At 68.9% G+C, this 13,598-nt stretch carries 17 protein-coding genes and 1 pseudogene; 10 read left to right on the top strand and 8 right to left on the bottom strand.

Features of this window, described 5'->3' with window-relative positions:
* The first annotated feature begins 100 nt into the window (after positions 1-100).
* Positions 101-769 (top strand): GPP34 family phosphoprotein, encoded by a 669-nt coding sequence (locus O7629_RS21935; protein WP_347403734.1) that lies wholly within the window; start codon positions 101-103, stop codon positions 767-769.
* Between the two features lie 95 nt (positions 770-864).
* Here the strand turns inward: O7629_RS21935 and O7629_RS21930 are convergent, their stop codons facing one another.
* Positions 865-1,404 (bottom strand): hypothetical protein, encoded by a 540-nt coding sequence (locus O7629_RS21930; RefSeq protein WP_278171419.1) that lies wholly within the window; start codon positions 1,402-1,404, stop codon positions 865-867.
* A gap of 307 nt (positions 1,405-1,711) precedes the next feature.
* Here O7629_RS21930 and O7629_RS21925 point away from each other — a divergent pair, with 307 nt between their 5' ends.
* Both O7629_RS21925 and O7629_RS21920 read left to right on the top strand, forming a co-directional pair.
* Positions 1,712-1,960 (top strand): hypothetical protein, encoded by a 249-nt coding sequence (locus O7629_RS21925; RefSeq protein WP_278171417.1) that lies wholly within the window; start codon positions 1,712-1,714, stop codon positions 1,958-1,960.
* A gap of 42 nt (positions 1,961-2,002) precedes the next feature.
* Complete coding sequence (locus O7629_RS21920; RefSeq protein WP_278171416.1) at positions 2,003-2,404, top strand: DUF6578 domain-containing protein; 402 nt, start codon at positions 2,003-2,005, stop codon at positions 2,402-2,404.
* 568 nt (positions 2,405-2,972) lie between these two features.
* On the opposite strand, the gene O7629_RS21915 is transcribed toward O7629_RS21920, so the two are convergent.
* Positions 2,973-3,806, bottom strand: coding sequence for a siderophore-interacting protein (locus tag O7629_RS21915; RefSeq protein WP_278171414.1), 834 nt, complete (start codon positions 3,804-3,806; stop codon positions 2,973-2,975).
* A 53-nt stretch (positions 3,807-3,859) separates the two neighbouring features.
* Between O7629_RS21915 and O7629_RS21910 the strand changes: the two genes are divergently transcribed.
* Entirely contained in the window at positions 3,860-4,645 is a 786-nt protein-coding gene (locus tag O7629_RS21910; RefSeq protein ID WP_278171413.1) for an AraC family transcriptional regulator, read from the top strand.
* Between the two features lie 7 nt (positions 4,646-4,652).
* Here O7629_RS21910 and O7629_RS21905 read toward each other — a convergent pair whose 3' ends face one another.
* Positions 4,653-5,891 carry an FAD-dependent monooxygenase gene (locus tag O7629_RS21905; RefSeq protein ID WP_278171411.1) on the bottom strand — a complete coding sequence of 413 codons (1,239 nt, stop codon included), beginning with the start codon at positions 5,889-5,891 and terminating at the stop codon, positions 4,653-4,655.
* Between the two features lie 619 nt (positions 5,892-6,510).
* Between O7629_RS21905 and O7629_RS21900 the strand changes: the two genes are divergently transcribed.
* Both O7629_RS21900 and coaD read left to right on the top strand, forming a co-directional pair.
* Positions 6,511-7,095: an HD domain-containing protein gene (locus O7629_RS21900; RefSeq protein WP_278171410.1), complete on the top strand. Its 585-nt coding sequence runs from the start codon at positions 6,511-6,513 to the stop codon at positions 7,093-7,095.
* A 5-nt stretch (positions 7,096-7,100) separates the two neighbouring features.
* Complete coding sequence (gene coaD, locus O7629_RS21895) at positions 7,101-7,526, top strand: pantetheine-phosphate adenylyltransferase (RefSeq protein WP_278171408.1); 426 nt, start codon at positions 7,101-7,103, stop codon at positions 7,524-7,526.
* Between the two features lie 126 nt (positions 7,527-7,652).
* On the opposite strand, the gene O7629_RS21890 is transcribed toward coaD, so the two are convergent.
* The 3 genes from O7629_RS21890 to O7629_RS21880 all read right to left on the bottom strand — a co-directional run bounded on the left by O7629_RS21890 (position 7,653) and on the right by O7629_RS21880 (position 8,985).
* Positions 7,653-7,838, bottom strand: a complete 186-nt coding sequence (locus O7629_RS21890; RefSeq protein ID WP_278171407.1) for a suppressor of fused domain protein — start codon at positions 7,836-7,838, stop codon at positions 7,653-7,655.
* Positions 7,822-7,971, bottom strand: coding sequence for a hypothetical protein (locus O7629_RS21885; RefSeq protein ID WP_278174625.1), 150 nt, complete (start codon positions 7,969-7,971; stop codon positions 7,822-7,824). Before O7629_RS21885 ends, O7629_RS21890 begins: the two co-directional genes overlap by 17 nt.
* A 108-nt stretch (positions 7,972-8,079) precedes the next feature.
* Positions 8,080-8,985, bottom strand: a complete 906-nt coding sequence (locus O7629_RS21880) for an alpha/beta hydrolase (RefSeq protein ID WP_278171405.1) — start codon at positions 8,983-8,985, stop codon at positions 8,080-8,082.
* A gap of 102 nt (positions 8,986-9,087) precedes the next feature.
* On the opposite strand from O7629_RS21880, the gene O7629_RS21875 reads away from it, so the two are divergent.
* Entirely contained in the window at positions 9,088-10,035 is a 948-nt protein-coding gene (locus O7629_RS21875) for a WYL domain-containing protein (protein ID WP_278171403.1), read from the top strand.
* Positions 10,036-10,066: 31 nt separating this feature from the next.
* On the opposite strand, the gene O7629_RS21870 is transcribed toward O7629_RS21875, so the two are convergent.
* Both O7629_RS21870 and O7629_RS21865 read right to left on the bottom strand, forming a co-directional pair.
* On the bottom strand, positions 10,067-10,564 hold the full coding sequence (locus tag O7629_RS21870; RefSeq protein ID WP_278171402.1) for a YcxB family protein: 498 nt from the start codon (positions 10,562-10,564) through the stop codon (positions 10,067-10,069).
* A 42-nt stretch (positions 10,565-10,606) separates the two neighbouring features.
* Positions 10,607-11,290, bottom strand: coding sequence for an alpha/beta hydrolase (locus tag O7629_RS21865; RefSeq protein ID WP_278174624.1), 684 nt, complete (start codon positions 11,288-11,290; stop codon positions 10,607-10,609).
* 65 nt (positions 11,291-11,355) lie between these two features.
* On the opposite strand from O7629_RS21865, the pseudogene O7629_RS21860 reads away from it, so the two are divergent.
* The 3 genes and pseudogenes from O7629_RS21860 to O7629_RS21850 all read left to right on the top strand — a co-directional run.
* A pseudogene (locus O7629_RS21860) lies at positions 11,356-12,312 on the top strand (WYL domain-containing protein); the annotation flags it as partial.
* Between the two features lie 87 nt (positions 12,313-12,399).
* On the top strand, positions 12,400-12,795 hold the full coding sequence (locus tag O7629_RS21855; protein ID WP_278174623.1) for a VOC family protein: 396 nt from the start codon (positions 12,400-12,402) through the stop codon (positions 12,793-12,795).
* A gap of 67 nt (positions 12,796-12,862) precedes the next feature.
* Positions 12,863-13,582, top strand: a complete 720-nt coding sequence (locus O7629_RS21850) for a DinB family protein (protein WP_278171401.1) — start codon at positions 12,863-12,865, stop codon at positions 13,580-13,582.
* The last annotated feature ends 16 nt before the right edge of the window (positions 13,583-13,598 follow it).

Raw genomic sequence — 13,598 nt, 5'->3', positions numbered from 1 at the left:
CAGGAATCTGGCTGGTTTTTGTCAATTATTTGGATCGTCATGTCTGTCGGACCTTGGTCGACATGTGGTGGCAGTGAATCTCCAGGGAGCCTGACAAAAGCTGGGCGTCTCGCTGTCATCCGAGCGAAATTGGCCAGATATTTGCCTTCATGACCACTACGTCTCGATCTTCCCTGCCGCCACCGCAGCTGCCGCTGGGTCTTCAGCGCCGGTTGCGGCGGTACCGTCTGCCGTAGCCCTGCTGGCCGACCTGGTCGACGCGGGCGCGTTGCGGGTGCACGATGGCCGGTTGTGGCTGGCCGCGCGGCACGTACCGGTGGACGCGCTCGGCGGCTGGATCCTGCGCTGGCTGGACGCGGAGCCGAGGCACCGGCGGGTAGGAACGTGGTTGGCGTTGCTGGCGCCGCGGGCCCACGGCCAGGTCGCCCGGCGGCTGACCGCGGCGGGCGTGGTCCGGCCCCGGACGGTACGCCGCCGGCTGCTGACCACCGCCGTGGTCCATGTCCCGACCGACATGAACCGGGCCGCCTGGGCCTGGGCCCGTCTGACCGTACGCCTACAGCGCGGCGAACCGTTGCCGGCTTTCGAGGCGCGGCTGGGCGGGTTGTGCCTGGTGACCGGGCTGGACGACTTCGTGCTCACCGGCCTGCCGCCAGCGTCCCGCCGCCATCTGCACCGGGAGACCGCCGCCCGGCTGCCGGCCGAGATCACCGAACTGTTCACCATCGCCCGCCACCGCCTCGACGGCGCCGCCCACCGCCGCCGCTGACGGGCGGAGCCTGCTGTTCGGGAGGCCGATTGCGTCACCACGGCCAGTGTCGGAGTGAACTGACACGAACCAGGTCACGTCGACCTTCCCCACGATCATGGCAGGAGGAGTGCGGCGACGAGAGCCAGGTAGAGCACGCCAAAGATGATGATCACGGCCTTCGACGAATTCACCATTCGGAACCGATCTTCCATCTTGACGTTCGGCGGATATTCTTTCCCGCCAAGGATGATCGTCATCGCTTCGTTCCTTTCGAGGGGGATGCCTCTGCTGAGAGTCTGCGTGGGAGCTAAATAGCGCTCCTCTAGCTCGCGTGCCGCGAACAGCCAGTAGAAGTAGTAGCGAAAGCCGATGTCGTTGACCAGCCACCAGACGACACACAGCGTGAGTCCGACCAGTGAGAGGCCGACCAAAGTGATGGTTCTTGTTGGCTGCTGTGCGCCGGATGTCAGCCCGATTGCCGTCAGGATGATCGTATGCACTAGGACCATCAGCCCGTAACGTGCCCACACCAGGTTGCCCTCAAATGCCATCAGAGAAACCGCTGCTTGATAGCCGACGCGGGCGTTCTCCATCTCAGGGTTACTGGCTTCTGGACTCTGTGGTGTCGGTCCGAGTTTGTGATCAACGGCCATGCGCGCATCGTAGGGTGGGCGTGCAAATTAGCATCAGCTCAGGTCGATCTTGAAGAGTGAGGGTGCCGATGGCACCCACAGTTGATCAAGGCTTGGTGATCACCCGCGATCATCCGACCCGATGTCCCGATGCTCACCTCGACGACGCGTCTGGATGCCAGACCAGCCCGGCGTTCGCCGACAACTGATCACCTGCGCACAGCGGTGGACCTTCACTACGAGCACCGGCTCGCTGCGATGCACGAGCGGCTGGGCGTCCAGAAATTCCTGGGCGAGGCGGCGCATCCGTCGTCGGTACGGTGTGAACGTGAGCCCGTGTTGTCCTCGTTGCGGCGCCGCCGGCGCTCCGCTGCTGTTCGGCCTTCCCATTCCGCAAGCGCGGGCGGCTGCCGCCAACGGACAGCTGGCGCTTGGCGGCTGCCTGGTCGCTGAGGAGCGACCGAACTGGCAGTGCCCGCACCAGCACCGATGGCTCGATCCGGACGAGGAGGCGTGGGAGACGTGGCTCATGGCCGTCCTGGTCGCCCACGGCTACGAGCCAGCGGAGCATGACTAGCGGTTATGTCGTCGCCATCAACCAGGTACGACAATGGGCAGGGTGGAGAAGACGGTGTGGCTGGACTCCTGGCAGATGCAGTGCTGCGGGGAGCCCTTCGCGCTCGGCGACGAAGTCGCGTGGACGCTGCATGACCCGAATGTCGAGTGGCTGTCGGAGGTGCTTGGTGCAGACCTGGCCGGCCGCGTAGACGCGGCCGAGGAGCACCACGGCGGCGTCGCCGCATCGGTGTCGGTGACCGTCGGGACGGTAGCGTCCATCCAGACCGCGCACTGCCGGTACGCTCCCCACGCGGACGGGCCGGACAACTACTTGTACCCCGTCCCCGGCTCTGGAGCAGTCAGCGCGGTCAGCTCTGCGGATGGTTGGCCGCCCGAAAGCGAGGACCTCCGGTTCGTCGGCTATGTGGTTCAGCTGACCGGAGTCAGGACCCGACCCGCGTAGGCCGTGCAGCGGCGATCTCGGTACCGGCGCCGGATACTCGCTGGTGCGCAGAAATCGGCGGAGGGAATCTGGGCCGTGATCGTCATCCAGCGGGACAGGGTGCGGCGAACGGCTCGGTCGCCCGTCGTTGCCTCGACTGGGCGGTGGCCCTGCCACGATCGTCGGTCGGCTACGAACGCCATGACGAAGCGCTGGGCGGCGATATCAACGAGGCCAGCGGCATCGGTCTGTAGCTCGGCCGCGACGGTGAGCCGGTTACCGTCGACCGGCTACCCGGCTCGGCGGCCGACCCGCGCCCGTACCCGTCATCTCGGCTTTCACCCCTCAGCCAGACTCGAACGGAACCATCCCGGCGCCGACCGGCGTGAGGTAACCACCGCTCCACGAAAGCGGTGACCTCAGCCGATCACGTCACGCGGTAGGTGAAGTGAGACACCTCGGGTAGGTCAGCGGACTGCATCACAGGACCCCTTCTTTCCGTCGGTAGGCTTGGCACTGACCCACAGTGGGGCAGGCCACGATAGCCGACCAGCAACGGCGCGACGCTGACCAGCGACGAGAACCGCGATCAGAGGCTGGCGTGGCCGTGTTTCCAGTATCCGACGAACGCGATGTCGGACTTCGGTACGCCACGGTCGGTGACGAGATGCCGGCGAAGACCGGTGGCCAGCGCCGATTCCCCGGCCGTCCAGGTGTAGGAGGGGCCCGAGGGGAGCGTGGCGTCGCGTACGGCCGGTAGTGCCAGGGCGCCAGGTTTGCGGTCGGGGTCGTCGCGGGGCAGCCAGTGCATCGTCGTGCCGGCGGGCACGGTCACGTCGTGCCGGATGTCCGCGCTGGTGGGTACCTCGACGAAGACCTCGGTGGGCAGGGTCGGCCCGGCGCTGTCCAGGATCGCGAGGATGGCCGGCAGCGCGCTCTCGTCGCCGACCAGCAGCTGCCAGGTGGCGGCGTGGGTGGGCTGGTAGCAGTAGCCCTCGTCGAGGAAGGTGACCCGGTCGCCAGGTTTGGCCGCCAGTGCCCAGGCGGTGCCGGGCGCCGACGGCCCGCCACCGGCTTCTTCGTGTACGGCGACCTCGATGTCGAAGGCGGAGATCTCCGGCCGGAAGCGTCGGATCGAGTACATCCGGGTACGTGGGCGGCGCCGGGCCGGCAGGAGCGCGTACTGACGCATCCACTTGTCGCTGGTCGGCAGCGTCGCCTCGGCCTGGCCCGGCGGGCTGAAGAAGAGGCGACCGAACTGGTCGTACCCGGATTGCTCGAGGTGCGCGAAGTCGTCTCCGCCGAGCGTGACGGAAACGAAGTGCGGACTGATCCGTTCCTGCTCCAGCACGCTCAGCGCCAGCATCCGCCGTTGCGCGGGGCGCCGATATTTGCCGATCATCCCCAGTGACACACCACTCATGCGGCAATCCTGGGCTGGCCGAAGAATGCCGACCACCGGTAAACTGACAGCCGATGCCTGAAACCCGCCAAGATTTGCCACTTCGTGGCTCGTTCCGGCTGGCGACCCCCGCCGGCTGGGGGCGGCTCCCGCACGGCTTCCTCCTCGACCGCCATCAGCACACCGACGGTCTGCTGCTGTGGGCGGCGACCGGCGCCCTGGCCACCACCACCGCACGCGGCACGTGGGTGGCCCCGGCCAACCGGGTCACCTGGACCCCGCCCGGCTTCGAGCACGCCCACCGCTCGATCGGCACCACCGACGTACGGCTCGTCATGGTCCCGCGCGAACTCTGCGGCGACCTGCCAGCGCATCCCAGCGTGTGCACGGTCAACCTACTGCTGCGCGAGACGTTCCTGGCGTTGACCGACCGTCCGGAGACACGACCCGGTGCCTACGAGCGGATCCGCGCGGTCCTGCTCGACGAGTTCGCCGAGACCTCCGAACCGTCGCTGCACCTGCCGGAGCCGACCGACGACCGGCTGCGCGCGGTGACCGACCGGCTGCACGCCGACCCCGGCCAGAATGCCACGCTCGCTGTCCTCGGCCGGGCCGTCGGCGCGAGCGAGCGGACGCTCAGCCGGCTGTTCAACGCCGAACTCGGCATGAGCTTCCACCGCTGGCGGACCATGCTGCGCGTCCATCATGCGCTCATGCATCTCACCGACGGCCGGTCCGTCACCGAGACCGCGACAAGGTGCGGCTGGTCCAACCCGTCCAGCTTCATCGACGCGTTCACCGAGGTCGTCGGTCAGACACCCGGCCGGTACCAGGCCGAGCTACGGTCCCAGCCCCGGTAGCTGGGCGTTACCCGCCGACGAGGGCAGGGGCATCGTCGGTCACCAGGGCAATGTCCCGGTCCTTCTCGGCGTGCTCGCCGCTGGAGATCCAGCGCAGCGCCCGGCCGATCAGCGGCAGCCGTTCGCCCACCTCGAAGGCGGTCCGCACCGTGATCTGGCGCGGAGTCTGCGGCGTGAACAACGGGATCATGTCGACCCCGGCGCGCTGGTACGAGTCGATGGGCCGCCGCAGGTGGTCCTCCCAGGCTTGCAGGGCTGGTAGCACGCGGTCACCGTGGCGCTGCAGCATCGTGCCCAGCACGTCGGCTCCGGCGATGGCCGACGACACTCCCATGCCCGAGAAGACAGTCAGGCACCAGGCGGAGTCCCCGACGAGCACCACCCGGCCCGTCGACCACTTGCGCATCCGCACCTGTTCGGCCGTGTCGAACAGCGGCTGGTCCGCGGCCTCGTACGCGTCGAGGGCCTCGCCGAGCAGGCGACCGTACGACTGAGGCCCGAAAGCGGCGCGAAGCCGGTCGATGGGGCGGCCGCTGAATTCGCGATCAATATCATCGGTACGGTAGGAGAAGAAAGCCGTCGGCGGATGATCCTTGATCGGGAAAACCCATAGGGAACGGTTCAGTTCGAGCAGGATGGCACCCTCGTTGGGGCCCATGCCGGCGATCGGGTGCGGCAGCAGACACGCGCCGATCTGGTAACCGAGCGGGTGCAGGAACTGCGGATGCGGGCCGAACGCCAGGCGGCGCACAGTGGAGCGGACACCGTCGGCACCCACCACGAGATCGAAGCGCTCGGTGACGGCAACGCCGTTGCGTTCCAGCGTCACGTCGACACCGTCGTCGTCCTGTTCGATCCGGGTCGGTGAGGTCGAGTACCGGATCTCCACATCGTCGGGTAACGCCGAGAACGCGCCCCGCTCCACGTCACCCCGCAGCATGCACCGGAGCCGGCCGGGGAAGTCGGTGAACCCCATCCCGCGCCGCCTCCCGCCGGCGCGGTTCACGACGAAGGTGGTGGTGTCCGTCGGCACCCGGTCCGGAATGGCGTCCAGGATGCCCAGCCTGCGCGCGGCGTCCTGACCCGCGCCGAAAACGCCGAGGAAGTAGCCGCCCCCACGGCGGGCCGGTGCCCGTTCCACGATCACCGGCTCCCAGCCGATCGAACGTAGCCGGATGGCGGTGGAGATGCCGCTGATCCCGAGCCCGACGATCAGGGCTCGCTTTCCTTTGTCATATGTTGCCATGAACCAAATGGTTGATCCACCGACACTATTCCGGCCACCAATAAGCCGACGACCAGTACAGGAAACTCGCCAGACTTCGGTCAGCCGGCTGAGTCCACCGAGGAGGGTCAGGGCGGGATGCCGGACCCCGTCAGGGCGTCGAGCGAGCTGCTGAGGGACCGCCCCGACCACGCCACCAGCGGCGGGAGGCCAGCGCGGCCAGGACACGCGGCCGGGTCGTCGATCTGATGCACGACACCGTGACCCTCGACGATCTGCCACCCCCGCACCAGATGCCATCGAAGCGCTGCTGACGGCAGACGTGCGTCGAGGTGACGCTCAGACACCTCACGGGGCAATTTTGACGTGCGTAGGCGTCACCTCGACGGAGCATCCGAAGCGGCTGCTGGAGTTGTACGAGCTCCGGGCTGCGACCACAGCCGCTTGGAGGTGCCCGGGCTCGACGCCGCGAACGTTGAGCGGCGGGTGCACGCTCCGGACAAGTTCGGCCTCGATCGTAGGCGCCCTTGATGCCGGCGGACCGGTCAGCGGGCTGGGCGCTACGGGCGGCACGTGGTCAGTTGATTGCGCCCTACTATTGTTCGCCGGGGACCCAACAGCCGACCACCATGGAGCAGATATGCCGTTGACGCTGCGCCATGCCCTGGACGATCCGCCGCTGCGGCCGCTACCGGCCCCGGTCGGCGACCTTCTCCTGCGGCTCGACGCGCCGCCGCGGCTGGCCGCACATCTGCGTGCGGTACACGACGTTGCCGCCCAGCTCACGGACTGGCTGACCGTCCACTACCCGGCCCTGGCCGTCGACCGCGACGCCGTACTCTTCGGCGCAGCCACCCACGACATCGGCAAGACCGTTCACGTGGCGGAGTTGTCCGGGCCGGGTTCGGGGCACGAGCCGGCCGGTCAACAGCTTCTGCTCGACACCGGCATCGATCCGTACCTGGCACGCTTCGCCGCGACGCACGCCAGTTGGCAGTCGCCCGGCATCGAGTGCGAAGACCTGCTCGTCAGCCTCGCCGACAAGATCTGGAAAGCCAAGCGGGTCGTCGACCTCGAACAACTCGTCGTCGACCGTCTCGCTGCCGCCTCTGGGCAGGAACCCTGGCAGGCCTTCGTCAACCTCGACGATCACCTTGACGGCATCGCGGCGGACGCTGACCAGCGGCTCGCCTTCCAGAACAGCTACCCCACCACGGCCGGTTGACGCCGGTGCGCGGTTCGTTGGCGGTCTATCCCGGTACGTTCGACCCGTTCACCCCGGGGCACCGCGACCTGGTGGCCCGTGCCCGGGTGATGTTCGACCGGATCATTGTGCTGTTGGCGGTGAACGCCGACAAGCAACCGACCACGGAGGCTACGGCCAGGGCGGTACGCGTGCGCGACGCCCTGCCGGCGGACTGGGGCAATGTCGAGGTGGACACCTGGACCGGCCTGACCGCCACCTACTGCCTGCGTCGCGGAGTCACGGTCATTGTCCGTGGCGTGCGTACGGCTGCGGACCTCCACTACGAGAGCCAGCTTGCCGCGATGAACGAGCGACTCGGCATCCAGACCGTCTGGTTGCCGACCCGTCCGCAGCTGGCCGCCACCTCGTCCACCGCCGTACGCGCACACCGTGCGGCGCAGCCGACCTGAACCGAACGCCGCAAACTCGGCGCGACAAGGGCAACCGTGGAGAAGCTGGTGTGGCTGGACTCCTGGCAGATCTGAGGTGCCCGGCCCGGGACCTTGCCGGCCGCGTCGACGCGCTCGGCCGAGTGGTCAGGCGTACGAGGATCGCTGCGGGTCCAACAACTCGGTGACGCCACCACGGTCGAGGATCTCGATGAGTGCGTCCGTACCGTGTTCGATCTTGACCGCCATCTCGTCGGCGTGCAGCGGGACCACCGCCAGCAGGGCGATCCGGCTGCCGTCGGGGACGGCGATCGTCCTAGCGTCGGGAGACACCCGCAGCATCGGCCGGCGTGACGACAACCCCGGCGAACGGCGTACCCGCCGCGTAAGGTTGCGGCGGGTCGCCGTTCGGCACGGAGTGCCAATCACCGATCCAGGTGCTGTACTCGTGCGGCAGCCGGGCCACCTGCCTGAGGACGTGCAACGGCCACCCCGTCGCGTCATCGGCAGTTCGCTCATCCCCGAGGTGACCAGCGTCGGCCCCGGAGCCTAGCCGGGCACGTCAGGCGTCGGGTCAACGGACGCGGACGGTGCCGTCCTGCTGCGCCAGCCACTGCAGGATCGCCTGGGTCGTTTCTTCCGGCTTCTCCTGCTGGATCCAGTGGCCGCAGTCCAGGGTGACCACCTCCACGTTGGGCACGAACTCCGCCAGTCGGTCGGACTTCGCGATCAGATCCCGGTCGCCGTAGATCATCAGCGTGGGCTGTCGGATGATCGGGTCGACGTCCGCCAGTAGGTGCCAGTTGCGGTCGAGGTTGCGGTACCAGTTGATGCTGCCGGTGAACCCGGTCGACTCGAAGGCGGAGACGAAGACGGCCAGCTCGTCGTCGCTCATCACCGGCTCACCGAGTGGCGCTGCCGCCCTGGCCAGCTCGATGAACGCCATGCCGGGCTGAGGTTCCATCAGGGGCAGGTTCTTCCGGTACAGGTTGCGCAGGAACTGGAAGGTGTTCTCGTCGAACACGGCGTCCGCGACCCCCGGCTGCCGGTTGAAGTGGACGAAGTAGAAGTCGCCACCGAGGACGGCTTCCATCAGCTCGATCCAGGGCGTCTCGCCGCGCTCCTGGTACGGCAGACTCAGGTTGATCACCTTGTTCACCCGGTCCGGATGCAGCAGGGTCAGCCCCCAGACGACCATCGCACCCCAGTCGTGGCCGACGAAGGTGGCGTCCTCGTACCCGTAGTGATCGAGCAGCGCGACGAGATCACCCGACAGGTGTGCGATGTCGTAGTCGGTCACCTCGGCCGGGCGCGACGAATTGCCGTAGCCCCGCTGGTTCGGGGCGATGACGTGGTAGCCCGCCTCGGCCAGGGCAGCCATCTGATGACGCCAGGAGTAGGCGTGCTCCGGCCAGCCGTGACAGAGCACGATCGGCTTGCCGGCGTTGCGCCGGCCGGCTTCAAAGACTTCGAGCTTCACGCCGTTGACGGGGACAAGACTTGGCTCGGGAAAATTCATGTCGCCATCCTGCCGACCATAACCGGTCACCTCATGACCGGTTTATCTGACAATCTTGGCGGCATGCGAACCGACCGGCTGGTGGCCGTACTCCTGCTGCTGCAACAGCGCGAGCAGGTGACCGCGGCGGAGGTCGCCCGGGAGCTGGAGGTCTCCGAGCGCACCGCCCGCCGCGACCTCGACGCCCTGGCCATGGCCGGGGTGCCCATTTACGCCACGCAGGGCCGAGGCGGCGGCTGGCGTCTCGTGGGCGGTGCCCGTACCGATCTGTCCGGGTTGACCGCGAGTGAGGCCCGCGCCCTGTTCCTGGTCGCCGGCCCGGCCTCGGCCGCGACACCGGAGGTGAAAGCAGCGCTGCGCAAGCTCGTTCAGGCCCTGCCGGAGCCGTTCCGGGCGCAGGCGCAGGCAGCAGCGTCGTCGATTGTCGTGGACCCGCAACGATGGGGGACGAGCCGGATCGACCGCCCGCCGCCGCGCCTCCTCGACGAACTCCAGGACGCGGTGATCCGGGGCGTCCAGGTGCGGCTCGGCTACGTCGACAGGACCGGCACCGTAACCGAGCGGACCGTCCACCCGCTGGGCATCGTCGCCAAGAATCCGTGGTGGTACCTCGTCGCCACCACCGAGTCTGGCCGACGGACCTTCCGGATCGACCGCGTGTCGTCCGTCGACCCCACCGACGATCCAGTGCACCGACCCGCGGACTTCGACCTCGCCGGCAGCTGGCGGGAGATCGCCGACGAGGTCGACCGCAGGCGGATGCCCGTCGAAATCCAGGCGGTCTGCGCGCCCGACGGGATCGGCAACCTGCGGATGGCGCTCGGCGACCGGCTCGAGGTGGGTGGCCCCACGACCGACGGCCGCGTCGAAGTCGTGATCCGTGGCTACAGCGAGTACACGCTCGCCGGCGAACTCGCCTGGCAGGTCGACTGGCTGGAGGTGACCGGCCCCGCCGGTGTGCGGGACCACCTGGCCGCGCTCGGCACCGCGCTCGTCGAGCGGTACGGCTGAGAGCTCGTCGAGCGGTCCGGCTCCGGACTCCTCAGCCGGTCTGGAGCAGGCCGCGACTGACCATGAAGTCCCGCAACGTCTCGACGTCCTCAGCGGACATCAACTCACGGGGGATCACCGTCGCCGGCATCCGGCCCACGTACACGATCCAGAAGCCCGGGGTGTCGCGGACCTGGCTGACCCCGTCCCAGGCGATGTCGCCGAACTCCGTACCGCTGCGCATAGTGATGGTGTCGTCGGTGATGTCGTAGCCGCCGTCGACCGCGTACTCGCCGGACCGGCGTCGGGCCCGCGAGCGCACCCACGGCCCGTACAGCATCGACAGCACACCGGCGGTGACCAGCGACATCCACAGCAGCGAGAACTGCTCGCCCCAGCCGTACTCCCGCGCGGCGACGAAAGCGGCCACCCCGGTCACCGCCAGGATCGCGCCGATGTAGCCGTACTTGGCTAGCCGCACCCCGCTGAGCGCGGCAGCCGCCTTGCCGGGGTAGTCGGGATCGGCGGGGACATCGAAACGGATACGCACGCCAGCACGATAGTGCCCTTACCCGCCAACGCCGCTGTGCCGCTAGACCTCGGCGAGGATCCGGGCGAGCTCGGCGGGTCGGGTGAGCATCGGCCAGTGCCCGGAGTCGATGTCGACCAGGTCGAGGTTCGTGACCCGGGCGAGCTCGGGCACCTGCCCGGCGGCGATCATCTCCTGCGCCTGGGCCGGCGTGAACTCCGGGCACACCAGCACCACCGGTACGTCGAACCGCCGCTCGTTCGTCAGCCGTACGACGCCTTTGGCCACGCCCTTGGGGACCGGGACGGCCGCCGCGGCGAAGTCCCGCCGGGCCTGCTCGTCCAGGTCGGCCGCGTCCGCACCCTCGAACGGCACCCAGCCCGGGAACGGCACCACACCGTCGTCGACCTCGAAGAAGTCGGCGTAGGTGTCTCCGTCGACCGCCGGGACCCCGCCGATCAGTACGACCTTCGCCACCCGTTCGGGCCGGGCGTCGGCCGCCATCCAGGCCAGGCTGCAGGCCGCCGAATGCCCCACCACCACCGACCGGCCGGGGGCTGCGTCCACGGCGGCGAGGACCGTGGCCAGCTGGTCGGCGAGCGTCGCCGAGGTGTTCCCGTCGCCCTGCCCCGGCAGGGTCACCGGCACCGGACGCCGGTCCATCTTCTCCAACTCGGCGGCGACGTCGTTCCACGCCGACCCGTCGAGCCACAAGCCACCGATGAGCACGATCTGTTCTGCGGTCATGGACTCAGTCATGGCTTCAACCTAACGGCGATTCCGGACGTTCTACTTCCGGTATGTTCTGGGCTGTGCGCACCGGACCGAGCCCGACCGCCCGCGCCGTCCGAACGCTGGAGATCCTGCGGGACCGCCCCGGCACCACCGCCGACCAGCTCGCCGCCGCCCTGGGCGTGACCGAGCGGGCCGCGCGACGCTACATCGGCATCCTGCGGGAGGCCGGCATCGAGGTCGAATCGGTCCGTGGGCCGTACGGCGGCTACCGGCTCGGCCGGGGCACCCGGCTGCCACCGGTCGTCTTCACCCAGGAGCAGGCCCTCGGCCTGGTCATGGCGGTGCTCGACGGGCAGCCCGCCGCGATCGACCCCGACGACCCGATCGGCGCGGCACTCAGCAAGGTCATCCGGGCCTTGCCGGACAGCGTCGGCCGGCAGGCGGCGGCCCTGCGGGGGTACGCCTCGGCCACCCCCGACCGGCATTCGGCCCGTCCGGACCCGACCATCACCAACGCCCTGGTCACCGCCGTCGCCGACCGACGCCGCGTGATCGTCACCTATCGGGGTGAGAGTGGTGAGCAGTCCGACGCCGAGGTCGACCCGTGGGCGGTCGTGGTCCGGCACCGCCGCTGGTACCTGCTGTGCCACTCGCACCGCGCGGACGCGGTACGCACGTACCGGATCGACCGGGTCCGGGCCGTACGGCAGCTGTCGCACGGCTTCACCCCGCCCGACGACCTGGACCCGGTCGCCGCCCTCGAAACGCATCTTGGCGTGGGCTGGCAGTACCCCACCCGGGTCGTGTTCCACGCGCCGCAGGAACAGGTCGCCCCGTGGATCCGGCCGCCGATGGGCCGCCTCACTCCGGACGGCGAGCGGTGCGTCCTGGTCGGCAGCACCCGCAACCCCGCGATGTACGCCCAGGAGTGGCTGGCCGTCATCCCGTTCGACTTCACTGTGGAGCAAGGCCCCGAACTGCGGGCGGCGGTCGCCACGGTCGCGGCCCGCTTCAGCGCGGCACTCCCGCCGGCCAGCGGCTCGGCCGCGATCGGGACGTCACCGGGGTCGCTCGGGTCGAAACCGTTCGACCTGCCCGGCGGCTCCTGCCACGATGCCCGGGTGACCTCGTACATCTCGCACACCACCGTCGACTGCGCCGACGCGTACGCCCTGTCCCGCTGGTGGCAGGCCGTGCTCGACTACGTCGAGGACCCTGATGATCCCAACGAGCCGGGCGACGAGGAATGCATCATCTTCTCTCGTGACCGTGCGCATCGACTGCTGTTCATCGAGGTGCCGGACGCGAAGCGGGTCAAAAACCGGATTCACTTCGATCTGCGCCCGGTCGAAGGCCCCCGCGACGCCGAACTGGCCCGACTGCACGAGATGGGCGCGACCACCGTCGACGACCGACGCAACGCGGACGGTACGGGATGGGTCGTGCTCGCCGATCCGGAGGGTAACGAGTTCTGCATCCTGCGCAGTGACGCCGAGGTCGCCGCTGGACGGACCTGACGCCGGAACGCCCCCGTCGTCGTACCGCAGCGCTAGCATCGCCGGATCGCGGAAGGGAGTGGACACCATGGCTCGGGAGGACGTCACCCGGTTCGTCGACCGGGACCTGCGAGGTGCGCGGTTCGACAGGTCGACGCTGGCCGGCGCGGTGATGCGTGGCGTCGACGTACGCGGGTTGGACATCGACGCGCCGTGGCTGGCCGACGGTGCCCTGCTGGTCAACGGGGTCGACATCGCGCCACTCGTCGAGGCGGAACTCGACCGGCGGTTCCCCGGACGGGAGCTGAAGCGGGCCGACGATCCCGCTGGCCTGCGTACGGCGTGGGCGGCGCTCGAACAGGCGTGGGCGGCCGTGGTCGATCGGATCCCAGCACTGCCCGAGGGTGCCGTCGACGTGTCGGTCGACGGCGAGTGGTCGTTCGCGCAGACGCTGCGCCATCTCGTGTTCGCTACCGACGCCTGGCTCGGCAAGGCGGTCCTGCGTCTGCCGCGACCCTTCCATCCACTGGGCCAGCCGCACGCCGAGTACGAGACGGACGGCTTCGACATGTCGATCTTCGTGACGGAGAAGCCGACGTTCGCGGCGGTACTCCAGGTGCGTGCCGAGCGGCAGGCCATGGTCCGGGACTTCCTCGCGAGCGTGACGGCGGAGGTGCTCGCCGAGCCACGTCCGAGCGCCTGGTCGCCCGAGCACACCGTGTCCGTACTGCACTGCCTGCACGTGATCCTGAAGGAGGAGTGGGAGCACCTCCGCTTCGCTCTGCGGGACCTCGACACCCTCGCCTGACCTCGAATACCAGGGA

It is taken from the genome of Solwaraspora sp. WMMD792 (genome assembly GCF_029626105.1).
Taxonomy (GTDB): domain Bacteria; phylum Actinomycetota; class Actinomycetes; order Mycobacteriales; family Micromonosporaceae; genus Micromonospora_E.
This window is presented reverse-complemented; position numbering and strand designations above follow the sequence as displayed.